This is a genomic window from Nonomuraea sp. NPDC005650, from assembly GCF_040605375.1.
Taxonomy (GTDB): Bacteria; Actinomycetota; Actinomycetes; order Streptosporangiales; family Streptosporangiaceae; genus Nonomuraea.
In genome coordinates, this window is sequence record NZ_JBEXCR010000070.1 from 1 (window position 1) to 22,606 (window position 22,606).

The 22,606-nt window shown below is 68.7% G+C and carries 19 protein-coding genes; 13 read left to right on the forward strand and 6 right to left on the reverse strand.

What is annotated here, in order from left to right:
• Positions 1-523: 523 nt before the first annotated feature.
• From ABZS69_RS61745 to ABZS69_RS61780, 8 genes are read left to right on the forward strand one after another with little or no spacing between them, the layout of a single operon-like run.
• Positions 524-1,828 carry a helix-turn-helix domain-containing protein gene (locus ABZS69_RS61745; RefSeq protein ID WP_355392685.1) on the forward strand — a complete coding sequence of 435 codons (1,305 nt, stop codon included), beginning with the start codon at positions 524-526 and terminating at the stop codon, positions 1,826-1,828.
• A 10-nt stretch (positions 1,829-1,838) separates the two neighbouring features.
• A complete protein-coding gene (locus tag ABZS69_RS61750; protein ID WP_355392688.1) occupies positions 1,839-3,167 on the forward strand; it encodes an extracellular solute-binding protein in 1,329 nt (442 codons plus the stop codon).
• A 2-nt stretch (positions 3,168-3,169) separates the two neighbouring features.
• The gene (locus ABZS69_RS61755) at positions 3,170-4,075 is read left to right on the forward strand and encodes a sugar ABC transporter permease (RefSeq protein WP_355392691.1); all 906 of its coding nucleotides are present in this window, start codon (positions 3,170-3,172) and stop codon (positions 4,073-4,075) included.
• Positions 4,072-4,965 (forward strand): carbohydrate ABC transporter permease, encoded by an 894-nt coding sequence (locus ABZS69_RS61760; protein WP_355392695.1) that lies wholly within the window; start codon positions 4,072-4,074, stop codon positions 4,963-4,965. Before ABZS69_RS61755 ends, ABZS69_RS61760 begins: the two co-directional genes overlap by 4 nt.
• A 3-nt stretch (positions 4,966-4,968) precedes the next feature.
• Positions 4,969-6,060, forward strand: a complete 1,092-nt coding sequence (locus tag ABZS69_RS61765) for an ABC transporter ATP-binding protein (RefSeq protein WP_355392697.1) — start codon at positions 4,969-4,971, stop codon at positions 6,058-6,060.
• Between the two features lie 36 nt (positions 6,061-6,096).
• A complete protein-coding gene (locus ABZS69_RS61770; protein ID WP_355392700.1) occupies positions 6,097-7,023 on the forward strand; it encodes an acetylxylan esterase in 927 nt (308 codons plus the stop codon).
• Between the two features lie 4 nt (positions 7,024-7,027).
• Positions 7,028-7,873, forward strand: a complete 846-nt coding sequence (locus tag ABZS69_RS61775; RefSeq protein WP_355392703.1) for an acetylxylan esterase — start codon at positions 7,028-7,030, stop codon at positions 7,871-7,873.
• Positions 7,870-8,991 (forward strand): hypothetical protein, encoded by a 1,122-nt coding sequence (locus ABZS69_RS61780; RefSeq protein ID WP_355392705.1) that lies wholly within the window; start codon positions 7,870-7,872, stop codon positions 8,989-8,991. Before ABZS69_RS61775 ends, ABZS69_RS61780 begins: the two co-directional genes overlap by 4 nt.
• A gap of 37 nt (positions 8,992-9,028) precedes the next feature.
• On the opposite strand, the gene ABZS69_RS61785 is transcribed toward ABZS69_RS61780, so the two are convergent.
• Positions 9,029-9,634 carry a TetR/AcrR family transcriptional regulator gene (locus ABZS69_RS61785; RefSeq protein WP_355392708.1) on the reverse strand — a complete coding sequence of 202 codons (606 nt, stop codon included), beginning with the start codon at positions 9,632-9,634 and terminating at the stop codon, positions 9,029-9,031.
• Between the two features lie 41 nt (positions 9,635-9,675).
• Between ABZS69_RS61785 and ABZS69_RS61790 the strand changes: the two genes are divergently transcribed.
• Entirely contained in the window at positions 9,676-10,875 is a 1,200-nt protein-coding gene (locus ABZS69_RS61790) for a macrolide family glycosyltransferase (protein WP_355392711.1), read from the forward strand.
• 16 nt (positions 10,876-10,891) lie between these two features.
• Here ABZS69_RS61790 and ABZS69_RS61795 read toward each other — a convergent pair whose 3' ends face one another.
• The 3 genes from ABZS69_RS61795 to ABZS69_RS61805 all read right to left on the reverse strand — a co-directional run bounded on the left by ABZS69_RS61795 (position 10,892) and on the right by ABZS69_RS61805 (position 13,707).
• Entirely contained in the window at positions 10,892-11,932 is a 1,041-nt protein-coding gene (locus ABZS69_RS61795) for an NAD(P)-dependent alcohol dehydrogenase (RefSeq protein ID WP_355392714.1), read from the reverse strand.
• Positions 11,933-12,175: 243 nt separating this feature from the next.
• Positions 12,176-12,622: a nitroreductase family deazaflavin-dependent oxidoreductase gene (locus ABZS69_RS61800; RefSeq protein WP_355392717.1), complete on the reverse strand. Its 447-nt coding sequence runs from the start codon at positions 12,620-12,622 to the stop codon at positions 12,176-12,178.
• Between the two features lie 131 nt (positions 12,623-12,753).
• The gene (locus tag ABZS69_RS61805) at positions 12,754-13,707 is read right to left on the reverse strand and encodes a helix-turn-helix domain-containing protein (protein ID WP_355392720.1); all 954 of its coding nucleotides are present in this window, start codon (positions 13,705-13,707) and stop codon (positions 12,754-12,756) included.
• 206 nt (positions 13,708-13,913) lie between these two features.
• Here ABZS69_RS61805 and ABZS69_RS61810 point away from each other — a divergent pair, with 206 nt between their 5' ends.
• Entirely contained in the window at positions 13,914-15,569 is a 1,656-nt protein-coding gene (locus ABZS69_RS61810; RefSeq protein WP_355392723.1) for a serine hydrolase domain-containing protein, read from the forward strand.
• A gap of 130 nt (positions 15,570-15,699) precedes the next feature.
• On the opposite strand, the gene ABZS69_RS61815 is transcribed toward ABZS69_RS61810, so the two are convergent.
• On the reverse strand, positions 15,700-17,796 hold the full coding sequence (locus tag ABZS69_RS61815) for an exo-alpha-sialidase (RefSeq protein ID WP_355392726.1): 2,097 nt from the start codon (positions 17,794-17,796) through the stop codon (positions 15,700-15,702).
• Positions 17,797-18,106: 310 nt separating this feature from the next.
• Positions 18,107-18,658, reverse strand: coding sequence for a TetR/AcrR family transcriptional regulator (locus ABZS69_RS61820; RefSeq protein ID WP_355392728.1), 552 nt, complete (start codon positions 18,656-18,658; stop codon positions 18,107-18,109).
• A gap of 98 nt (positions 18,659-18,756) precedes the next feature.
• On the opposite strand from ABZS69_RS61820, the gene ABZS69_RS61825 reads away from it, so the two are divergent.
• The 3 genes from ABZS69_RS61825 to ABZS69_RS61835 all read left to right on the forward strand — a co-directional run bounded on the left by ABZS69_RS61825 (position 18,757) and on the right by ABZS69_RS61835 (position 22,404).
• Positions 18,757-19,497, forward strand: a complete 741-nt coding sequence (locus ABZS69_RS61825; protein WP_355392731.1) for an SDR family oxidoreductase — start codon at positions 18,757-18,759, stop codon at positions 19,495-19,497.
• A gap of 88 nt (positions 19,498-19,585) precedes the next feature.
• Positions 19,586-20,485 carry a hypothetical protein gene (locus ABZS69_RS61830; RefSeq protein WP_355392733.1) on the forward strand — a complete coding sequence of 300 codons (900 nt, stop codon included), beginning with the start codon at positions 19,586-19,588 and terminating at the stop codon, positions 20,483-20,485.
• 119 nt (positions 20,486-20,604) lie between these two features.
• Positions 20,605-22,404 (forward strand): ABC transporter ATP-binding protein/permease, encoded by a 1,800-nt coding sequence (locus ABZS69_RS61835; protein WP_355392736.1) that lies wholly within the window; start codon positions 20,605-20,607, stop codon positions 22,402-22,404.
• The last annotated feature ends 202 nt before the right edge of the window (positions 22,405-22,606 follow it).

Consider the following 22,606-nt stretch of genomic DNA (forward strand, 5'->3'; position numbering starts at 1 on the left):
CCTTCGATCTCGTCGGTCGCGTACACGTGGGAGATGCCGGGGTGGAGGTGGAAGAGGGAGGCGAAGTGGGCCGAGAACTGCCCCGCTCCGACCATGCCGAGGCTGAATGCCATGATGACGCCCCTTACTGAGCTCGGCGAACCGCTGTGGTAGCGACAAGAGCGTTCCATGCCGGTTTACACGAGTCAATACGGGAGCATCAGCTGATCTTCTGATGTTCTGAGACATGCGCCTTCACCTGGATGAATTGATCCGATGCGTTGATTTACTCGGGTAACATCGCCCGGCGACGCTCAGCTCGGCCTGGACCAGCCGGGCGGTCACCGCATCGCCGGCACGGTGCCATCGGCGGGCGATGATCCGGCTGGTCTCAGCCGATGGGAACACGGTGCCGCCCCCGGCCCGCTGCTTGTTACCGGGGAATTTCTTTGGGCTGATCCCTTGACCTGGACCCCGGGAGGGGGGAGTTTGGGCGGCATCGGATTTACGAGTCATTTTCGAACCTAGTTCGCAAAGGGGCGTCGTGACGATTGTGATCGGAGTGGTGACCCACTCGACGCACAGCGAGTTGTTCCGGGAGGCCGCGAACACGCTCGGTGGGGTCGACCTGGAGTGGGTCAGCTACGACCACGAGGACGAGATCCGCGCCAAGGTCGCCGAGTTCCTGGGCGCGACCCGGCTCGACGGCTTCCTGGCCGGCCCGGTCCCGTACACGGCCAGCCGCGAACTCCTCCCACCCGGCCTCCCGGTCGGCGTGATCCGCTCGTCGGCGCTCGACCTGTCCCTCGCGCTCTATCGCGCCCAGGAGCGTGGCTGGGGTCGCACCCCGGTCAGCATCGACACCTTTCCCGCCGAGGCGGTCGAGGAGGTCACCACCGCACTCGAACTCGACGCCGACGCCATCGACTGCCTGCCGTACGCCCCCACGCAATCCGTGGAGGACATCGTCGAGTTCCACCGTTCCGCCTACCACCGGTTCGGCGACCGCGGCTACGTGATCAGCGTCCGCGCCGCCGTCCGCGAGCGGCTGTCCGGCGAGATCCCGATCATGAGCGGCATGCCGGTGCCGGCGACGATCCGGACCGAGCTGCACGAGCTCGCGCTCCGGATCGAGTCCGAGCGAGCCAGCGCACAACGCTTCGCCGCCGGAGTCTTCCTGATCTCGCATTCGCAGGACGAGGAACGGGCCCGGATCGGCCTGATGAATCTGTTGCTCAACACCCCCGAGTTCGCCGGCGCGTGGATCGAGGACCGCGGCCGGCGCGGTGTCGTCGTCTTCGCCCACAAGGCCCTGTTCGAGCGCATCACCCGCAACTGGGTCGCCGTGCCCGCGCTCGCCGAGGCGGCCGCGGCGCTCGGTGCGCAGGTGTCGGCCGGGTTCGGCGTCGGCGCGTCCGCCCGCAACTGTGTGGCCCTGGCCGAAGAGGCGGCCACCCGGGCCGAGCGGGAGAGCGGGCCGTGCGGCTACCTGATCGAGGACAGCGGCGTGATCATCGGCCCGATGGGTCCGGTCCGGGCGGCGCTCAGCTACTCCTACCGCGAGCACGGCGACGACGTCGAACGGCTCGCGAAGTCCGTCGGCCTCAGTGCCGCGACCGTCTCCCGGCTGGCGGCGCTGGACCACGAACTGGAAGGTCGCGCGATCTCGCCAGGTGAGCTCGCCGACCATCTCGGCATCACGGATCAGAGCGGGCGCCGGCTGATCCGGACACTCGACGCCGGGGGCCTGGTGAGCGTCGAAGGCACTGCTCAGCACCATCCGAAAGGACGCCCGACGCGTCTGTACCGACTACGCATCGCCCAAGCACTACTGCGCCCATCGCGTTGAAGGGACAGCCATGGAGCTCAACCGCCGCCAGATCCTGAAGTACGCAGGCCTCGGCCTGGCCCTGCCTGCCGCATCGCCCCTGCTGTCCGCCTGCTCCAACGACAAGTCCGCAGGCTCCGGCGACGGCAGCGTGAAGTTCGAGGGCTGGGACTACGAGGCCGCACTCGTCCAGCAGAACCTCGACAACTTCACCAAGACCAGCAACATCAAGGTCAACTACACCCCGATCACGAGCGCGCAGTACGTGCAGAAGGTCGTCGCCGAGTTCACCAGCGGCGGCGGCCCGGACGCCCTTTACGTGTACGACGATTCCCTCGCGGGCTGGGTCGAGGGGGACTACCTGCAGCCGCTCGACGGCCTGGCCGGCGTCGACGAGGTGTACGGCGCGATCTACCCGGGCAACGCGGCCGCGATGACGTACCAGGGCAAGCGCTACGGCCTGCCGTACTACACGGACTCCAACTGCCTGACCTACAACGCCGACATCCTGGCCAAGGCCGGAATCACGAAACCCCCTGCCGGCCTGGAGGAACTGGAGGCGCAGGCGATCAAGATCAAGAACGCCGGCCTCCTGCAGTACCCCATCGGCGTACCGGCGCAACTGTCCGACACCTGGTGGTCCTGGGTGTGGGCGCTGGTCTTCGGCAGCGGCGGCAACATGTTCGACGACCAGCAGGCGCCGATCATGAACACCACCGACACCGTGGTGAAGGACGTCTTCGCCTGGCTGCAGCAGGCGGCGACCAAGTCGAAGGTGATCGACCCGGCCTGCCTGCAGCTGCTGGCGGTCCCGATCGACAACGCGATGAAGGCGAACCGGTACGCGTACACGATCGGCGCGCGGTACGCCAGCCGCGACTACAACGACGCGACCAAGTCCAAGGCCGCGGGCAAGATCCGGATGGCGCTGGTACCGAGCCTCGACGGTCAGGTGCACGGGACGGTCAGCAACACCCGGCTCTATGCGCTGGCCAAGGACACCGAGGTGAAGGACAACGCGTTCAAGCTGCTCACCTACCTGGGCGGACTCGACGCGGACAAGAAGCCTTACACCGCGAAGTTCTGGTTCCTGCAGCGTGGTCTCGGCTTCGCCTACAAGTCGATGGCGACCGACCCGGAGATCGTCGCATCGCTGAAGAAGTTCGCCGACCCGGCGATCTACGCCCACCTGGGCGAGATCGCCAAGCCGCGCAACGTGCTCGGCGTGCCGTGGTACACCGAGTTCGAAATCGAGCTGCACAAGGTCGTGCAGGGCGTGCTGAGCAACCAGACGCAGCCGTCCGCGGCGGTGGCGAGCCTGGCGCAGACCGTTGAGACGCTGAAGAAGAAGTACAACTGAGGATGGCCGTCCTCGACGAACGCCGGCCGCTGGGCGACACCGCCAAGGCCTGGGCGCTGAACGCGCCGGCCATGATCGTGATCGCCCTGCTGGTCGCCTACCCGATCGCGTACTCGTTCTGGGTCAGCCTGCAACGGAACAACCTGAAGCGCCCGCGGGCGAAGCAGTTCATCGGCTTCGACAACTACCAGGCCCTGCTCGGCGATCAGGCCTTCCTGTCCGCGCTGAAGGTGTCGGCCCTGTTCGTCCTCGTGGTGCTCGGGCTGACCGTCGTACTCGCGCTGATCCTGGCGCTGGTGCTGAACGAGCGGTTCCGCGGCCGCGGTCTGCTGCTCAGCCTGGCTCTGTTGCCCTGGGCGATGCCGGGAGTGGTGAACGGCCTGATGTGGCGGACCATCTTCGACGCCAAGACCGGAGCCCTGAACGGACTGCTGACGCAGCTCGGACTGATCGACGAGTATCACGCCTGGCTGACGTCCGGGACCGGCGCGTTCCTGTTCACCGCACTGGCCCAGGTGTGGAACACGCTCCCGTTCTCGGTCATCATTCTGCTCGCCGGATTGTCGACAATCCCCTCGGAGCTGTACGACGCCGCCACCGTCGACCGAGCGGGTGCGGTGCAGCGGTTCGTCCAGGTGACGTTGCCGTGGTTGCTGCACCCGCTGCTGATCGTGCTGATTCTCGAGACGATGAACGCGTTCCGCGCCTTCGACACCATCTACGTGCTGACCGGCGGCGGACCGGGTGACGCGACCACCACCATCGCCCTGCTCGACGTGCAGACCGTCCTGACCTTCACCGACTTCGGCCTGGGCAGTGCCTACGCCTGGGTGATCACCGCGATCACCCTCTTGATCTCGGTCGGCTACATCGGCCTGCTCTACCGAAAGGGGAACTTCGAGGTATGAGCACCGTGGTGAAGGTTCCCCTGCGCTACCGGATCCCCTGGAAGAAGATTGTCCTGTACGTGCTGGCGGTCGCGTTCGCGCTGTATCTGGTGTTGCCGTTCTACTGGATCGTCGCGATGAGCTTCATGCACGAGGTGGATGCGATCTCCGTTCCGCCGCACTGGATTCCGGTCGACCCGACCTTGGAGAACTACCTCGGTTTCATCCATCCGAGTGAGACCCAGCAACTCGTCGGCGGCCGGGCGATCGACGAGACGCCGTACTCCTTGCGGAACAGCCTGATCGTCGCCACCTCGACGGCGGTCCTGAATCTCGTGCTGGCCACGTTCGCGGCGTACTCGTTCTCGCGGCTGAAGTTCCGCGGCAGTCAGGTGCTGCTGGTGCTCTACCTGCTCACCCGGATGGTGCCGGGGATCGCGATCATCATCCCGTTCTACCTGCTGATGCGGACGCTCGGGCTGCTGGACACCTACCTGGCGCTGATCCTGTCGTACACGACGTTCGCGCTGCCGATCACGATCTGGATCCTGAAGGACTTCTTCCGCTCGGTGCCGCGCGAGCTAGAGGAGGCGGCCCGGGTGGATCGGTGCGGCTGGTTCCGGGCCATGTGGTCGGTGTTCCTGCCGGTCGCGGCGCCGGGGCTGGTCGCGGCCGCGGTGTTCGCGTTCATGACCGCGTGGAACGAGTTCATGTTCGCGTTGTTCCTGACCAGCACGAAGGCGGCGAAGACGATCCCGGTGGTGGCGGCGAACTTCGCCACCGACTTCAACACCCAGTTCACCGTGATGGCCGCGGCCGGCGTGCTCGCGGTCGTCCCACCCCTGGCACTGGCCCTGCTCTTCCAGCGCAAGCTGGTCCAGGGCATGGCCGCCGGATCCGTGAAGGGCTGACAGATGGCAGAGGTTCGACTCGAAGGCGTCACCAAGTCGTTCGGCGGCAAGACCGCGGTGAAGGACCTGAATCTGACCATCGAGGATCAGGAGTTCCTCACCCTGGTCGGCCCGTCCGGTTGTGGAAAGTCGACGACCCTGCGAATGATCTGCGGCCTGGAACGGGCCTCCGAGGGCAACATCTTCTTCGACGGCAAGCCGGTCACCTGGCTGCCGGCCAACAAGCGCGACGTCGCGATGGTGTTCCAGAGCTACGCGCTCTACCCGCACAAGACGGTCCGGCAGAACATCGGGTTCGCGCTGAAGATGATGCGGGTGCCCAAGGAGACCATCGCCGAGCAGGTGCTCCAGGCGGCCCGGACGCTGGACATCGAGGACCTGCTGGATCGAAAGCCGCGCGAGCTGTCCGGCGGCCAACGGCAACGGGTCGCGCTCGGTCGCGCGATCGTGCGGGACGCCGGTGCGTACCTGCTCGACGAGCCGCTGTCCAACCTGGACGCGCAGCTCCGGGTGCTGATGCGCGCGGAGATCAAGCGGCTGCACGTGGATGTCGCCCGGACGTTCATCTACGTCACCCACGACCAGGTCGAGGCGATGACGATGTCGGACCGGATCGCGGTGATGCGCGACGGCGTGGTCCAGCAGTGCGCGACGCCGGCGGAGATCTACGAACGCCCGGCCAACCGTTTCGTCGCGTCGTTCATGGGCTCGCCGCCGATGAACTTCGTCACCGGTGAGCTGGCCGACGTCGACGGCGTCCGGACCTTCCGCAGCGGCGCGTTGAGCCAGGAGCTGGGCGGGTACGACGTTTCGCCGGACGACCCGGCCGTCGTCCTGGGCGTCCGGCCGGAGGACGTGACGTTGTCGCCGACCCCGGTCGCGGGCTACCAGCCCGGGAAGGTGTTCGTGTCCGAGCCGCTCGGTCCGGATGTGCTCGTCACGGTCCGGATCGGCGGCGAGCTGCTGAAGGCCCGCGTCCCGGTGCCGTTCCGGCTGGGTCATGACAGCACGGTGTACGTCGGCTTCAACCAGAACCGCCTGCATCTGTTCAGGGCCTCCGACGGCACCGCGCTGCACGCACCGCAGCGGGTATAGGCACCGCCCCGCAAGCCCCCATCGAGAGGAACGCTCTTGAGGAATCCCGAGAACGCGATCGTCGAGGTCGAGCTGCCGGACGACTTCGACGACTTCTGGGCGGCCGGCCTGGCGGACTGCGCGTCGTACCCGCTGGACCCGGTCCTCACCGAAATGCCGTCGCTGTCCACGGACAAGGTGATCGTCTACGACCTGCGCTACACCAGCTATGGCGGTCTGCGGATCGCGGGCTGGTACACCGTCCCGCGCGATCGGCCCGCTCAGTGTCCGGCGCTGGTGACGATCCCCGGCTACATGTCCGAGCCGACGATCCCGAAGGGATGGTCCGAGCTCGGGTACGCCGCCCTCGAGGTGGCCCCGCGCGGAAAGCTGCGGTCGAACGACGTGTTCAACCCGGGCTACCCGGGACTGCTGACGCACAACATCGTCGACCACAACACGTACGGGTACCGCGGGTTCTACCTCGACGTGGTGCGGGCGGTCGAGGTGTTGCTCGATCGTCCGGAAGTCGACAGTCTGCGGATCGGACTGCAGGGGTCGAGCCAGGGCGGAGGCCTCGGGATCTCGACGGCCGCGCTCATGCCGGACGTGATCCGGTGCGTCGCGGCGGGAGCGCCGTACCTGTGCGGGATCATGACCGCGCCGACGCTGACCCGGTCGTATCCGTACGAGGAGATCAACGAGTACCTGCGGGTGCACCCGAAGGACGTCGACCGGGTGCGGGAGACGGTCGCGTACTACGACGGGCTCAACTTCGCGCCGAAGGTGCGGGCGCCGACGCTGCTGTACCTCGGGCTGGAGGACGACGTGTGCCCGCCGGAGACCGGGTTCGCGCTGGAGCGGGTGCTGACGTGTGAGACCACCTTGCACGCCTACCCGCACTGCGCGCACCACGCCGGGCTGCCGGGCGTGATGCGGATCGTGGAGGACTTCCTCGCCGAACACCTCGCCCCGGGACGGTGAACCGATGAACTTCGACAGCTACTGGTCCGCCGTCGACGAAGAGTTGGCCGCGATCCCCGCCCGGCCCGTGCTCGACCTGGTGCCGGCGCGGACGACGGACGAGGCGACCAGCTACACCGTGCGGCTCACCGGCACCGGGCCGTACCGCGTCTTCGGCTATCTCAGCATCCCGGCCGGTGACGGGCCGTTCCCCGCGCTCCTGAAGACGCCGCGCTACGGGAGCGTCAACGACATGCCGCACCCGAACGACCGGAGCCGGTACGTCGTGTTCGGCCTGATGCACCGTGGTCAGCGGCTGGCCGACGAAGGGTTCTCTGCGGCGTATCCGGGATTGTTGACGATGGGCATCGACGACCCGGCGTCGTACGTCTTCCGCGGGATCGTGGCGGACTGCCTGCGGGCCGCGGAGTTCCTGATGAGCCTGGACGAGGTCGATCCGGCGCGGGTGGCCGTGAGCGGGAACGACCTGGCGGTGCTGACGGCTGCGCGGCGGTCCGGGTTCAGCGCGGTCCGGGTCTCGGAGCTGCTGTTCTACCGGGCGGCAGAGGCACGGCTGAAGTCGAGCCGCTATCCGCTCGAGGAGCTCAACGACCACCTGCGTGCCGGCTCGTCGGCGCAGATTGTTGCCAATTCTCTCGCCTACTTCGATCCGGTCCGGCATGCGTCCGCGGTGACCGCTCGGACGTTGCTCGCCGTCGACGATCCCGACTGGTGTGCCGCGCTGATCGAGGCCTTGCCTGCCGCGAGCGTCTACCAGCTGACCCACCTCGATGGCACCGACAACGACTTCCTGGATGCCTGGCTGGCCGGACTCTCCGGCGTACCACCGATGTCGAAGTTCCTCGTATGACCAATCCGTTCGGGGTCCGGCCCGTCATCAACGCATCAGCGACACTCACCGCGCTGGGCGGCTCGCTGATGCCGCCTTCGGTGCTGAAGGCGATGACGGAGGGGGCGGCCCACTTCGTCGACCTGCCCGAACTCCACGACCACGTCGGTGAGCGCCTGGCCGCGCTCACCCGCAACGAGGCGGCCTGCGTGACGTCCGGCGCCGCGGCGGCGATCACCCTCACGGTCGCGTCGTGTGTCGGTGAGCCCGCGCAGGCGTTCCCGGCCGATGCCGAGGTCGTCATGTTCGCCGGCCAACGCAACGGCTACGACTACGCGGCCCGCCTGACCGGCGCCCGCATCGTAGAAGTCGGCCCGTCGATCGAGGAGCTCCGAGCCGCCCTGGTACGACGCCCCGCCTGCGTGCTGTGGTTCGCCGGCGCCCACTACGCGGCGGATGCTCTGCCGATCGAGGACGTGATCCGCGTCGCCCGGGAGCTCGCCCCGGCCGGCCCGACCCCCGCCGGTCCACCGGCTGTGCCGGTGATCGTGGATGCGGCGGCCCAGATTCCACCGGTCTCCTCGCTGTGGCGATTCACCGCGGAGCTCGGTGCGGATGCCGTGATCTTCAGCGGGGGGAAAGGGCTGCGCGGACCGCAGTCCAGCGGGCTGGTGCTGGGGAAACGGTGGATCGTCGACGGGTGCCGGGCGCATGCGTCGCCGAATCAGCAGATCGGGCGCGGGATGAAGGTCGGGAAGGAGGAGCTGCTCGGGCTGTACGCCGCGGTCGAGTGGACGCTGGAGCAGGACGAGGAGGCGCTGCTCGCGGGCTATGAGCAGATGGTCGGCCGGTGGATCGCCGGCTTGCGCGAAGTGCCGGGTGTCGTCGCCGAGCGCGGGTACCCGAGTGAGGCGGGCCAGCCGCACGGGCGAGCGGTGGTCCGATTGTCGACAACCAGCGGCTGGACCCGGGACGGGCTGGTGCAGGCTTTGTGGGACGGGGACCCGCGGATCGCGGTCGGCGTGTCCGGCGTACCCGACGACGCGATCGCGCTGAACCCGCAGACGATCGAGCCGGGGGAAGACCTGGTGGTTCTCGACGCGCTGGTTCGGCACCTGAGCTCTGGCAAAAGCAGATAGGCCCGCAGATCCCCGAGGGTGCGGGCGAGGCGTGAACTCAGCCGGGGGTCAGCCGGTCCAGGTGGTAGCGGACGGTGGCGAGGGCTTCCTCGGGGTCGCGCAGGCCCAGGAGCAGCTCGGAACCGAGCCCGTCGAGCATGGCGAGCAGCGCGACGGACTCGAGCCGGGGGTCCAGCCCGGCGCGCAACTCGCCGTCCCGCTGCCCCTGGACGATCAGGTCGGCGACCCGCTCGCTCAGCCACCGGTCGCCCTCTCCCAGGTCCTTCATCAGCTCGGGGACGCCGACGGCCAGGGCGGTGAACGCCTGCCCCGCCCGGCGCTCGGCCCGGCGGCGGGCGTCCAGCGGCAGCATCTCGGAGGCCATCGACAGCAGGAACGATCGCACCGGCGACGCCGACGCCACCGCGGGCGCGCACATCCCCGCCATGATCCGCTCGGTGACGACCTCGCCCAGGTACTGCACCACGTAGCGGAGCATGTCGTCCTTGCTCGCGAAGTAGTGCTGCACGGAGCCGAGCGACATGCCCGCCTCGACGGCGACGTCACGCAGCCTCGCGCCGTCGAGCCCGTCGCGGCCGGCGATCCGCAGCACCGCCTCCGCGATGTGCCTGCGCCGCTCGTCGTGGTCGACCTTCTTCGGCATGTGGCTCCTTTTTTCGTACCGGCGTATTATAATACAGCGGTATGGCAACCGTAGCGTTCTTCGCCCCCATCGGAGCCGGCCACGTCAACCCCACGCTGGGCCTGGCCGCCGAGCTCGTCCGGCGCGGCCATCGCGTCACGTACGCCACCACCGAGGCGAACGCCGAGCGCGTGGCGGAAACCGGCGCCGAGATCATCCCATGGAGCTCGACCTGGGACACGCTCGACCAGGGCGTGGTGCCGCAGATGCACGGCAAAGAGCTGATCAGGGCCATGGGCCTGCTGCTGGACGAGACCAGGTCGGCGCTGGCCCAGCTCGCCGGTGGCGAACGCCCCGACCTGGTCGTGCACGACGGCCCGCTGTGCTGGTGGGGGCGGATCCTGGCCGCCCGCTGGCAGGTCCCCTCCGTCGAGACCTGGCCGAACCTGGTCAGCAACGGGCATTGGTCGATGCAGCGGCAGTACACGACCTTCAATCCCCTGAGCTTCGGCTTCCTGCGCATGGCCGTGCGGCTCGGCCGCCTCCTGCGCAAGGAGGGGCTCGGCGACATGCAGGCGTTCATGCGGGGCGACCGGGCCGCGATCAGGCTGGTGCTGCTGCCGCGGGCATTCCAGTACGCGGGCGAGACGTTCGGCGGCGGCTACGCGTTCGTGGGGCCGGGCCTGACCGGGCGCGCCTACCAGGGCGAATGGGAGCCCCCCGGCGGCAACCTGCCGGTGGTGCTGGTCTCGCTGGGCACCGCGTACAACGACCGGCCCGACTTCTACCGTACGGTGCTGCGCGGGGCCGAGGGCCGGCCGTGGCATGTCGTGCTGGCAGTCGGCGGCGTGGACCCGGGCGACCTCGGCCCGATCCCGCCCAACGTGGAGGTGCACGGCAGCGCGCCGCAGTTGGCCGTGCTCCGTCACGCACGCGCGTTCGTCACCCACGCCGGGATGGGCAGCACGATGGAGAGCCTGCACTTCGGGGTTCCGATGGTGGCGGTGCCGCAGATGGCCGAGCAGCGCGCCAACGCCGACCGCATCGCCGAGCTGGGCCTGGGCCGGGCGCTGCCGACCGGCGGGCTCACCGGCTCCGCACTGTGGGAGGCGGTAGAGGAGGTGGCCGCCGACCAGCACGTACACGAGCGGCTGAGCTGGATGCGGGACGAGCTGGCGGCAGCGGGCGGGGCTCCAGCAGCGGCGGACGAGGTGGAAAAGGTGCTCATGGCCTGCTCGACCGCGAAGAAGCCGAGCCTCTGAGCCGACGTCGAACCCGTCAATCGGGCACTATGACGGCTCGTCCCTTCAGCTGTCCGGTGCGCAGCCGGGTCAGCGCCTCGAGGGCGGCGGAGAGCGGGAACCGTTCGACTTCGACATGGAGCGCGCCGGAACGGCCGAGCGAGATCACCTCGGTGAGTTCGGAGCGGGTGCCCCAGAACGGCAGTGAGATCCGGGCGCCCTGGGGGAGTGGGCCCGGTTTCCGGACGCTCAGCTGTCCGCGTCCGCTGCCGACCACCACGAGCTCCCCGTCGGCGCGGAGGCTCCCGGCGGACAGACCGAGCGTCGAGTCGGTGCCCACGAAGTCGAGCACGACGTCGACGCCGTGACCGCCGCTCGCGGTCCGCAGGACCCGGCTGGTGTCTCCCGACATGCGGGTGCTCAGGTGGGCTCCGCAGCTGTCGGCGAGACTCAGGGCTTCGTCGCGCACGTCGACGGCGAACACCCGGCTCGGTGTCATCGCGCGGAGGATCTGGATGGCCAGGTGTCCCAGGCCGCCGACGCCGATGACGGCGACCGTCGACCCCTCGCCCAGCGCCGGCCTGCATCGCTGGATGGCGTGGTAGGGCGTCAGGGCGGCATCCGTCATCGGCGCCGCCTGCAGGGGATCCAACTCGCCGATGGGTTCGAGGTGGCGGGCCGACGGCACGAGGACGTACTCGGCCATCCCGCCGTCGCGGCCGAGCCCGGCCCCGGCCCACGGCAGTTCCGCCCTGCGGTCGCAGTAGTTGTCCTTACCGGCCAGGCAGCGCGGGCACTCACCGCAGCCCCATGGACCGTAGACCGCGACGGGATCTCCGACGGCGAGGTCGGTGACGGCCGGGCCCACGGCCGCGACACGGCCGGCGATCTCGTGGCCGAGGGTGAACGGTGCCGGAAAGGGCATGACCGCCGGACCCGCGTCGAGGACGTGCAGGTCGGAGTGGCACAGGCCCGCGGCCTCCACCCGTAGCAGGACCTCGCCGTCTCGGGGGGACGGCCGCTCGACGTCGGTGAGGATCGCTGGGGCGCCCCAGTCCGGAAGCCTGAGCGCTCTCACCGCGCCACCCGGCTCGTCATCGGACGGGGCGCGGCGACCGCTCGGCCGCCGATGATCGACATCAGCATGGCTCCCATGCTAGTAAACTGAAGTCAGTTCACCAAGACCCGGCGCCTCTGCCCGCCGGGCGGCCGGAGTCCGACTGGGCTCCGCTGCTGGCCGGCGCGGCGGAGCCGGCCGTGCGGGCCTGGTCCGAGCCGGCGGGCGCGGGCTTCGGGCATTGCGGCATGCGGGACCGTCGCGTCAGCCGGTGTCGTTGGCCGGCTCCAGGACGAAGAGCGGGATGTCGCGATCGGTCGCGGCCCGGTAGGCGACGAAGGGCGGGTAGTCGGCGTCCGCGCGCTTCCACCACTCGGCTTTCTCCTCGCCGTGCAGCTCGCGAGCGATCATGTCCTGCTTGACGCCTCGGTCCTGCACCTCGACGAGGGGATGGGCGACCACGTTGTTGTACCAGGCCGGGTGCCGGTCCGCGCCCCCGTTGGAGGCGGCCACCGCATAGCAGCCGTCGTGCTCCACCCGCATCAGGGGCGTTTTTCGGATTTTTCCGGACTTGACGCCCTTGGTGGTCAGGATGATGACCGGCAGCCCCAGGAAGGACCCGCCGCGCACGCCGTCGGTGCCCTCGTACTGCGCGACCTGGTTGCGCACCCATGAGGCGGCGCTCGGCTCGTACTCACCATGTAGAGGCATTGTTGTGCTCCTGGGTTGTTTTCAAGGCGCGGCCCAAGTATGCGCGCTTCCGGGTCGGCCGGGTGTGTCGATGCGGCACTGCGCGACAAGTCCCACGCCCGCACCGCCGACGAAGATGGTGTGGCGTGGTGTCAGCCGGCCGAGGAAGAGACCGGCCACGGCGGACCGGCGATCAGGGCGTCGCGTTGCGCGGAGCTCAGGCGGTCCGGCCTCGGGGTGATGGCGTACGTGCCGCGCCCGACCTGCTCCACCGTGAGCGGGTCGGAGAGGACCGGGCGGCGGCTGATCGCGTCCAGGGCGTCGACCGTCCGCCGGACGGGCCAGTCCAGCGCCGTGGCGAGGTCGTCCACGGTGAGTGGCCGAGCGGCGTACACCAGCGCGGCCAGCACCGTCAGCGCGTCACGCGTGACGGCGTCGGTGAGGCCGCTGCCGTTCATCTGGTCGCTGATCCAGGCGAAGAACCGAGCCATCTGGCCCAGCCGGGTGCCGGCGGGCGTGCCGGAGCCGAAGATCTCGATCCCGCGCCGCGCGGCCGCCGCGATCTCGGCGTGTGCCCCGGTGTCGGCCTCGAACGCCCGGAGCCAGACGTCGTCGTCGATGACGTACCGCTCACGGCGGCCGGACTCCTGGGTGCGCCTGACCAGCTCGATCGCCTCGAGGTAGCCGATGGCCTTGGACACCGACGCCGGGCTGACCTGCAGCAGGCGTACGAGTTCGGCGGACGTCAGGCCCCCGGAGTCGGAGGTGAGCAGGCAGACGAACACGCGCGCGGGCATCCGGGAAAGGCCGGTCCCGACCAGCAGCGTCGCGAACTGCTCCACGAAAGCGCGCACGGACTCGGCCGGCCGCCCGTCGGCCGGTGGCTCCGTGGCCTGAACCGGTCTGCGGCGGCGGGCGCGCTGCCCGGCGGCCTGCTGGGCGCGGTCGGCCAGGTAGCCGGCCTGCGCCCTGTTGCGTGCCACTTCGCGGCTGATCGTGGACGTGGGCCTGCCCAGCCGCCGGGCGATCTCGGCGTATCCCAGCCCTTCGGCCAGCCAGATCGCGATCTGCCGGCGATCCTCGTGGGTCAGCCTGCCTCCGGGCATCGGCCTGCCCTCCTGTTCGTGTCCACGGGTGCGTTCACCAACAGTACATTGCAACGGCCGATCGATATGAATTGCATTTATCGACAATACTGTTGCAACGATTTACGTGAAAGCCCAGCACTGACGAGGCTTTACGTTGACGGAGTTTGAAATGCAACGTAGCCTTTTCTCGCTTCGAAAGAATCGGGCAGGACGAGGAACCCCTTATGACAAGAGCGTTGGATGTGACCCGGTTGCGCGCACGCGTCGCCGAGCTGCTCGCCGAATACCGGATCCCGAGCGCCGCGATCGGCGTCCTCCGCGACGGAGAGATCACCGATTTCGCCGTCGGCGTCAAGAACATCTCCACGCGGGAGCCCGCGAGGACCGACACCATCTACCAGTGCGGCTCCGTGTCCAAGACCTGGACCGCCCTCGCCTTCATGCGGCTCGTCGACGAGGGGAAGGTCGACCTGGACGAGCCGGTGCGGACCTACCTCCCTGATTTCCGGGTCGCCGACCCCGACGTCAGCGCCAAGGTCACACCCCGCCGGCTCCTCAACCACACCAACGGCATCGAGGAGGACTACGGAGATCCGGGCGAGGGCGACGACGTGTACGAGCGCATGGTGGCGAACATCGCCGGCGCGCGCCAGGTCCACCCCTTGGGCCACACCCACGGCTACAGCGCGGCCCTGGGCTACGCGATCCTCGCCCGCATCATGGAGGTGATCGACGGCAGGCGGTGGGACGACATCATGAAGGACCGCCTGTTCGGCCCCTTGGGGCTGACCTCGACGAGCAGCCGGCGTGACCTCGTGGACCAGGATCGGGCCGCGACCGGATATCTGATCCGATCCCTCGAAGAGGGGCCCATCCTCTCACCGCTGGGTCACCTGCCGCGCTCCTTCGGTCCCGGAGGCAACGTCAACACGACCGCCCGGGACTTGCTCACGATGGCGTACGTCTTCCTCAACGAAGGAAAGGCGCCGAACGGGACCAGAATCGTCTCACCCGGCATCATCCGCGAGATGACGGAGTCGCGGGTCTCCATACCTGACCCGTACATGTTCGGGCCGGAATGGGCACTCGGCCTCATCGTCTGCGACTGGCACGGCCAGACCGTCTACGCCCACGACGGCAGCGCGGTCAGCCAGAGCGCCCGCCTGCGGATCCTGCCGGAATCGAACCTCGCCATCTCGATGCTGGCGAACGCCGGGCCGCGCGACAGCTTCTACCGGAAAGTGTTCAACGAAATCCTGGCCGACCTCGGCGCGGTCACGATCCCCGGCCTGCCGGAGCCCGACCCGGCCCTGGCCCTTGATCTGTCCCGGTACGAAGGCTCCTACGGGCGCCCCGGCACCCGCTACGAAGTGGCGGCCGAACGCGGGAAGCTCCACCTCAAATTCACCCTGAACCCCGTGGAGGCGCAACTCCTCAACAAACCAGAACAGCTCGACTACGAGCTGCTCCCGATCAGCGAGACCCACTTCTTGATGCCTTCTGATGATCCGCTCGAAGACCCGCAGACCGTCGCGATCTACGACTTCAAGAATGGTGCCGCACAGTATCTCCACACCAATTGCCGAGTAAATCCGAGAGTCAATGAGGAGGATGCCACGATGCACGTCATGGCTGTTTCCGCGATTTCCGACAACGACGGTTTCTGGGATTCCATGAAGAAGGCGTACGGCCGGCTTCCCAAGGGTGCCAGGTGGACGCTGGCGGTGGCGAGCACCGACGGGACCAAGGCGGTGAACGTCATCGTTCATGACTCGATCGACGGCGTCAGGACCTTCTTCGAGGACCACGCCGGCGCCTTCGCCACGACGGACTACTTCGAGGCCGACGCGGCCAACTCGGTCGGCCTCCCCACGAAGTAGCCGCCCCTCGCACTGCCGTCCGCCCAAGCAGCAGGCGTCCGCGCGTGATGAACCCGATACCCTCGGCCGGCCGGCGGGAGCATGCCTGGCTGATCGCCTGCGAAAAGGGCGCGGCTCGGGCCCGCGGCCGTTACCCGGGTGGGCGGAGCAGCCGGACGGCGTCGGCGATGACCACCCCATCCGCGGCGTTGCTCAGCTCGACCCGCCCCACCCCCTCGGTGATGCGGAACGTGCCGAGCGAGACCCAGGAGCCGCCGCGCGGTTCCGTCGCCCCGCTGCTGCGCTGACTGATCCGTACGAGCGTGGTCCCGTCGGCGTGGCGGACCGTGAAGGGCGCGTTGGTCGCGCGGTTCGCATGCCCGGTGAACGAGACCTGCACCTCGTAGTCGCCGGTACGGGGGACTATCGGCCGCCACCGGACGACGCGATCGCCCGTGCCGGCGGGCGCCCACCGGTAGTCGCCGCCCCGGTAGCCCGGCACGCTTGAGCTGGTCGACCAGGTGCCGCTGATCACCTCGTAGCCGAGTTCGTCGTTGTCGACCACGGCCTCCTCCCGGACGTCGGGCTGCGAGGGTGCGTCGATCAAGCTCAGCGTGTCCAGCGAGACCAGCCTGCCGCCGCCGCGGCCCACCCCGGACGCGGTGAACCGGATCTTGTGCGAGCCGGCTGTCAGCGCAAGGCTGCCGAGTTGCGCGACGTCGTAGCCGTCGGCCCGGTCGGCGGTGGTGTCCACCAGCGCCGACCGGGGCTTGAGACCGTCGACCGTGACGGTGACCAGACCTCCGGCGGCGCTCCGGAAGTAGCGCAGCAGCAGCTCATAGGTGCCTTGCGTCGGGACGTTCACGGTGTATTCGAAGTAGGCGCCGGTCACGGACGAGGTGAACACCACCCGTTTCCCCCCACGGGCCACGGGGTCCTGGACGACCGACATGGTGCCGCCCGACGTGGCGGCGCTGGTGGTGAGATCGAGGAGCCGTTCGGCGTAGCCGGGCCCCGCGGACAAGCTGTCACGGCCCTCGCTCAGCCAGTCGAACGTGAACCGGCACATGACCACCCGGCGGGGGAAGCTGGGGTTGTCGCCGTCACGGCCGTACACGAGCAGGATCCTGCCATCGGAAAGCCGGCCGAGTTCTGAGTAGTACGACCGCCCCTCGTTGATCACCCGGCTGTAGCGGAAGGAGTGCGCGTCGTCGTAGCTGATCGACACGGTCAGGTTGGTACGCACGGGGGAGTCGGGGCGGCTGAACAACACCCTGCTCACGTCGGACGTGCCTGGCCCGCCGGTGTAGCGCAACAGGCTCGCGTCCACGGCGTTGAACGTGCCGGTGGCCCCGTCAAGACGCGGCGGCGACCAGGTCAGCCCGCGATCGGCGCTGACCGACACGATCCGCTGCCGGTTGCCGCCCGCCGCGGCCCGGCCGTTGATCAACACCGTGCCGTCGGACCTTTGGACGAGCCTGGCCTCGTTGATGGGGTAGTCGACGGAGACCGGCACCTCCCCGGTGGCATGCCAGGTCCGGCCGTGGTCGTCACTGTAGATCGACGCCACGCCGTAGCGGCGTTCCGTGACGGTGTTGCCGGTGACCGCGCGGCGGTGGGCGCAGTTGAGCAGCAGCCGGCCGTTGTCCAACTGGATGCCGTGTCCGGGGCCGGGGCCGTGCAGCGTCCATCCGTACGGGAAATGGCCGAACAGGCCCGACATGTCGCGCGGCGCGCTCCAGGTGCGGCCACCGTCGCCGCTGGAAATCATGTACAGATCGCCGATGTCGCCGGAGCAGCCGGTGTTCTCCGGCAGCCGGATGGAGAGCATGTAGAACAGGAAGATGTCGCCGGTGACCCGGTCGAGGACGAAAGTCGGGTTTCCCCACGACTGGCCGTTGACCGAGGCGACCAGCGTCTGCGTCGGTTCCCAGGTGTCACCCCCGTCGGGGCTGCGGCGGACCAGCAGGTCTCGGGGGCCCGCATCGCAGACCTCGTGCCGGCCTTCCGTGACGACCAGGACCGTGTCGTCCGGCAGCACGGTCAGCCCGTGAACGTGGTAGCTCTCCAGCGGATCCACGGTGTTGTCCCACAGCGTCGTCTCGTCGAACGGCGTCGCCGATCGCCGCAGCCCCGTCGCGCCGGCGGGTAAGGCAGGGCCGAGTGCGGCCGCCAACGACGCCGCGGCCACTGTGAGGCCGAAGGCTCGGCGTCCGATGGGGGAGTGATGGGAATCCGACTGTGACATGTGCTGCCTCCGGCAATGGGGGATGGGGGGCAAGGGCCAGCGATCAGTCAGGAGCGGACACGTGACGGCCGCCGCGCGTTTGGTAGATCATCTCACCGGACGGGGGAGACGCCGATCACATTGCCCGCCCTGACGTGGCGGCGGGCCGAAATCGGCGGTGCGACTGCTGGTCTGGGTTGAAGGGCGCGGCTCGGTCGGCAGGGCGTAGCGGGTGGTGTCGAGGAAGCCGTGGCCGAGGAGCTCGGCGGCGGGGTATTCCTTGTGAGCCGTCGGGCGGCTCGGGAGCGCTCAGGCGCCCCGCCCGGGGCGGCTATCGGCGACGGCGCAGCCCGTCGAGGACGATGTCGAGCAGATGCCGGGCTCTGGCGTCCCATTCGCCCTGCTCAAGACGCGTCAGATAGCCGATGAGGAGGATGACGTCCCGGGCGTCCACGTTGGGGCGGACGGTTCCGGCGGCCTTGCCCGCGTCGAGGAGCGTGGTCAGCGCGTCGCCGATCGGGCCGAGGCTGTGTGCCGAGAGGTCCTGCCACACCCCCACCTCCACCGCGGCGAACACCCCGCGCTTGACCTCCGCGTAGTCGGCCACCCGGTCGAGCCACCGGGCCAGGGCGGTGATCGGGTCGTGCTCGGCCAGCAGCTTCGGCGCCGCCGCCACGAGCTCGTCCACGTCCTGCCGGTAGACCTCGGCGAGCAGGTCCTCGCGGGTCGGGAAGTGGCGGTAGAGGGTGCCCTGGCCGACCCCCGCCCGCTTGGCGATCTCGTTGAGCCGCACCTCGTCCGCACTCGCGACCACCTCTCGGGCGACCTGGATGATCCGGGCGCGGTTCTCGGCGGCGTCGGCTCGGCGGCGGGGTGCGTTCATCTGTTTCTCCGCATGACGGCTTGGCTAAGCGGACACGTGTCCGTTACAGTTGTGCCGGTAACCGGACACGTGTCCACTTTATCGTGGAGGAATCCCTCATGTCAGCCATCAACGACAAGGTCGTCGCCATCACCGGGGCGAGCAGCGGCATCGGCGAGGCCACCGCGCGCCTGCTCGCCGAGCGGGGTGCGGCCGTCGTCCTCGGCGCCCGGCGGACGCGGCGCCTCGACGAGATCGCCCGGGACATCCGCGACCGGGGCGGGCGCGCCATCACGCGCGCCGTCGACGTCACCCGCAGGGAGGACCTCGAAGGGCTCGTCGGCAGTGCCGTGACGGAGTTCGGCCGGCTCGACGTGCTGGTGGGCAACGCCGGCATCGCCAAGATCGGCCCTGTGGCCGACCTCGACGTGGACGGCTGGTCGGCGATGATCGACGTCAACCTCCGCGGGCTGCTCCACGGCATCTCCGCCGCCCTGCCGGTGTTCCGCCGACAGGGCCACGGCCACCTGGTGGCCACGGTGTCGACCGCCGGTCTGACGATCACCCCGACCATGGCGGTCTACGCCGCGACGAAGAACGCGGTACGCACTCTCCTGGAGGGGCTGCGGCAGGAGTCGACCGACGGCGTGCTGCGTACGACAGCCGTTTCGCCGGGCTTCGTCCGGACCGAACTCGCCGACTCGATCGACAACTCTCAAGTCCGCGAGCAGATCCTCCGCAACATGGAGAAGATCGGCATCGCGCCGGAAGCCGTCGCCCGCGCCATCGCGTTCGCCATCGAACAACCGCGAGACGTCGAAATCAGCGACATCACCATCCGCCCAACCACCCAAGGCTAGCCACCGCCACCGACGACCATGAACCGCCGTCGGCGGGTTGGCCATGGCCTGGACGGGGTCGGCTCCGACATTTTGGAGGTCGGTGCCGGTGCGCAGGACGCTGGTGGCGGCCCTTGTCGTGAGCCTGTCCGGCTGCGGTGTCGTCCCCGGGCTGCCCGCCAGGCACGCCGACGCGCCCACGTCGGCCCCTCCCACGTCACAGGGCACAAGTGCCGCCCCTGCTCCCGCCACGACCAGGACGGCGCTGACCATCTCGCAGGCCGGGCAGGCCATGCGGGGATGGGTGGACAAGTACAACGCGACGCTCAAGATGCGCAAGTGGTGGCGGCAGAACGCGCGGCTCGATGCGCTGTTCGTCGAAGCGGCGCTGCACGAGGGTGTGATCGAACGCAATCACGAGACCTTCAAGTGGAAGCCGGGGCACAGGCCGATCAACCTGACCGGCACGCCGACGATCTACCTCCCCAGGCCGGAGCGGCAGCCGCGGATCGGTGACTGGTTCATCGCGCAGGCAACCTACCGGGACACCAAGGGCCATGCCCGCCCGCACCTGCTCGCGTTCTTCCGCTCACCCGGGCAGCCCTTCAAGCTCGCCGTCGCGACCCCGATCCACTGGGGTCAGCGGATGCCCAAGCCGCGGCTCGACGCCGACGGCTATGTCTCCGACATGGACAGCGTTGTGGCGGGTGCCGTGGCCAAGGAATACCTGAACTTCTGGAACAACAAGAAGAAGGAGGGCGCCTCCGGCTACCGCCTGGCCAAGAACAGCTACAGCCGCAAGGCGTTCCCCGCCGTGAACAAGGGGCTGTACGTCGCGTTTGCCGGCCACGGCTCGGTCTTCGGTTTCCGAACGGCGGACGGCGGCTCGTTCTTCCTGTTCGCCCTGGTCAACGACGCGAAGAGCGTCAACCAGGTGCTGAGCGAAGCGCTGCTGGTGCCCAAGGGCGGCAACATCATCCAGGAGCTCGGCGCCGATTGGTTCTCCTAGAGAGTCGCCGGCGTCTCGATCGATCACCTCGCCATCACGGCCCTGGATCACTGAGTGCAGGCGACTTATTACCTTACGCCTTCATGAGAAGTCATAAATCGGACATACAGTGACAAACTATGACGGCAAGTCGGGACTGGCGGCACGAGTGGGTCGCCACCCTCACGTGGACGGCCGAGGCCTGGGTCGTCACCCTCGCCGCCTGCGCCGTGGCGGTCTGGCTGCTCACGCGATACACGGGGTGGGGGCGCCAGTTCAGGCAGCTCGCATTCCCCTACTTCGTACCGCTGCGCAGGCGGGGGCCGCTGCCCATGGTCCTGCTCATGCTCGCGCTCACGATCCTCGGGGTACGTCTCCAGGTGCTGATCTCGTATGCGCTGAACGACACGTTCACGGCGCTGGGGCGGCTGGACGCGCGGGACTTCTGGTTCTCCATCGGGCTCTTCGTGATCCTGGCCGCGCTGTACGTGGCCGGCTCTCTCACCAGTTATCTCCTCGCCCAGCGGTTCACCATCCGCTGGCGTACCTGGCTGACCGACCACATGATCTCCGACTGGCTGAAGGGGCAGGCCTACCATCGGGGCCAGTTCGTGACGGAGCCGGTCGACAACCCCGACCAGCGGATCCAGGAAGACGTCCAGCAGTTCGTCGAGGAGTCCCACTCCCTGGCGATCGGTGCGGTGGACGCCGCCTTGAGGTTGGTGTCGTTCACCGTGATCCTGTGGGGACTGTCGGGGCCGATCTCGCTCCTCGGCGTCGAGGTGCCACGGGCGATGATCGTGCTCTCCTACGTCTACGTGCTGGTGGCATCCCTCATCGCCTTCAGGGTCGGGCGCCCGCTGATCAGGCTGGAGTTCCTGCGTGAGGGGCTGTCGGCGTCCTTCCGCCACGCGCTGATCCGCCTGCGTGACCACTCCGAGAACATCGCCTTCTACGGCGGCGAGAGAGTCGAGCGGGCAACCCTGGCCACCAGATTCACCGACGTCATCTCCAACGCCTGGACCATCGCCCTGCGGAGACTGAAACTTCAGGGGTTCAACGACTCGGTCACCCAGCTGGCGCAGGTTTTCCCGTACGTGATCCAGGCACCGCGCTTCTTCGCCGGGACGATCACGCTCGGCGACGTCACCCAAGCCGGCGACGCGTTCGGCCAGGTGCACGACTCGTTGTCCTTCTTCAGGAACTCCTACGACTCCTTCGCCGGATACCGGGCGGCACTCGACCGGCTGACGGCCCTGATGGACGCGAACCACGACTCTCGCCGGCTGCCATCGCCGACCGTCGCCCACCATCCCGGTGCGCTGGTGATCGAGGGCCTGAAAGTCTGGCGTCCCGACCACGAGCCGCTGATCGAAGGCCTGAACCTGACTATGAACCCGGGCCAGGCGCTCCTGGTCAAGGGTGCCTCGGGCAGCGGCAAGACCAGCCTGCTGCGCAGCATGGCCAACATCTGGCCACATGCGCACGGCACCATCCGCAGGCCCATCGGCGGGCGCACGCTGTTCCTTTCGCAGCAGCCGTACCTGCCCATGGGCAGCCTTCGTGCCGCCCTGGCCTATCCGGAGCCGTCACATCAGATCGAGGATCAGCTCGCGCGCGAGATGTTGCACAAGGTGCAGCTCGGCCACCTGGAGCTCCGGATCGACGAGGAAGCCCACTGGTCCCGCATCCTGTCCCCCGGGGAGCAGCAGCGCCTCGGGTTCGCCAGGGTCCTGCTGAACCAGCCACACCTGGTCTTCCTCGACGAGGCCACGTCGGCCGTCGACGAAGGCCTCGAACACGCCCTGTACCGTCTGGTCCGCGAACGCCTGCCGAGATGCATGGTCGTCAGCGTCGGCCACCGAAGCACCCTGAACGCGTTCCACACTCTCCATCTCAACTTGCTGGGCGCCGGGCGTTGGGGCATGGCCGCGGCCTGAAACCCTGGAGGCCGACAGGCTCACCGCCTGATCGGCTCCGCCTGCGGAGCGCAGGCGGCTTGCGCGGGCCCGAGATCCGGCCACGGCGCTTGAACCGCGGGCGCGCCGGATGAGTGCCGCCGGACGCCGTACCTCGGCGTAGGTACGGGGCATCCGCCCCCGTCAACGATCTGATATGCCTTTTCCGCTGGTCTGGGCTATG

Bases quoted from the DNA above. Each gene is read 5' to 3' on its own strand.
- ABZS69_RS61775 (WP_355392703.1), top strand. From the start codon at position 7,028: ATGAACTTCGACAGCTACTGGTCCGCCGTCGACGAAGAGTTGGCCGCG.
- ABZS69_RS61805 (WP_355392720.1), bottom strand. From the start codon at position 13,707: ATGCCCGGAGGCAGGCTGACCCACGAGGATCGCCGGCAGATCGCGATC.
- ABZS69_RS61750 (WP_355392688.1), top strand. From the start codon at position 1,839: ATGGAGCTCAACCGCCGCCAGATCCTGAAGTACGCAGGCCTCGGCCTG.
- ABZS69_RS61755 (WP_355392691.1), top strand. From the start codon at position 3,170: ATGGCCGTCCTCGACGAACGCCGGCCGCTGGGCGACACCGCCAAGGCC.
- ABZS69_RS61760 (WP_355392695.1), top strand. From the start codon at position 4,072: ATGAGCACCGTGGTGAAGGTTCCCCTGCGCTACCGGATCCCCTGGAAG.
- ABZS69_RS61790 (WP_355392711.1), top strand. From the start codon at position 9,676: ATGGCAACCGTAGCGTTCTTCGCCCCCATCGGAGCCGGCCACGTCAAC.
- ABZS69_RS61780 (WP_355392705.1), top strand. From the start codon at position 7,870: ATGACCAATCCGTTCGGGGTCCGGCCCGTCATCAACGCATCAGCGACA.
- ABZS69_RS61785 (WP_355392708.1), bottom strand. From the start codon at position 9,634: ATGCCGAAGAAGGTCGACCACGACGAGCGGCGCAGGCACATCGCGGAG.
- ABZS69_RS61820 (WP_355392728.1), bottom strand. From the start codon at position 18,658: ATGAACGCACCCCGCCGCCGAGCCGACGCCGCCGAGAACCGCGCCCGG.
- ABZS69_RS61825 (WP_355392731.1), top strand. From the start codon at position 18,757: ATGTCAGCCATCAACGACAAGGTCGTCGCCATCACCGGGGCGAGCAGC.
- ABZS69_RS61810 (WP_355392723.1), top strand. From the start codon at position 13,914: ATGACAAGAGCGTTGGATGTGACCCGGTTGCGCGCACGCGTCGCCGAG.
- ABZS69_RS61835 (WP_355392736.1), top strand. From the start codon at position 20,605: ATGACGGCAAGTCGGGACTGGCGGCACGAGTGGGTCGCCACCCTCACG.
- ABZS69_RS61765 (WP_355392697.1), top strand. From the start codon at position 4,969: ATGGCAGAGGTTCGACTCGAAGGCGTCACCAAGTCGTTCGGCGGCAAG.
- ABZS69_RS61815 (WP_355392726.1), bottom strand. From the start codon at position 17,796: ATGTCACAGTCGGATTCCCATCACTCCCCCATCGGACGCCGAGCCTTC.
- ABZS69_RS61800 (WP_355392717.1), bottom strand. From the start codon at position 12,622: ATGCCTCTACATGGTGAGTACGAGCCGAGCGCCGCCTCATGGGTGCGC.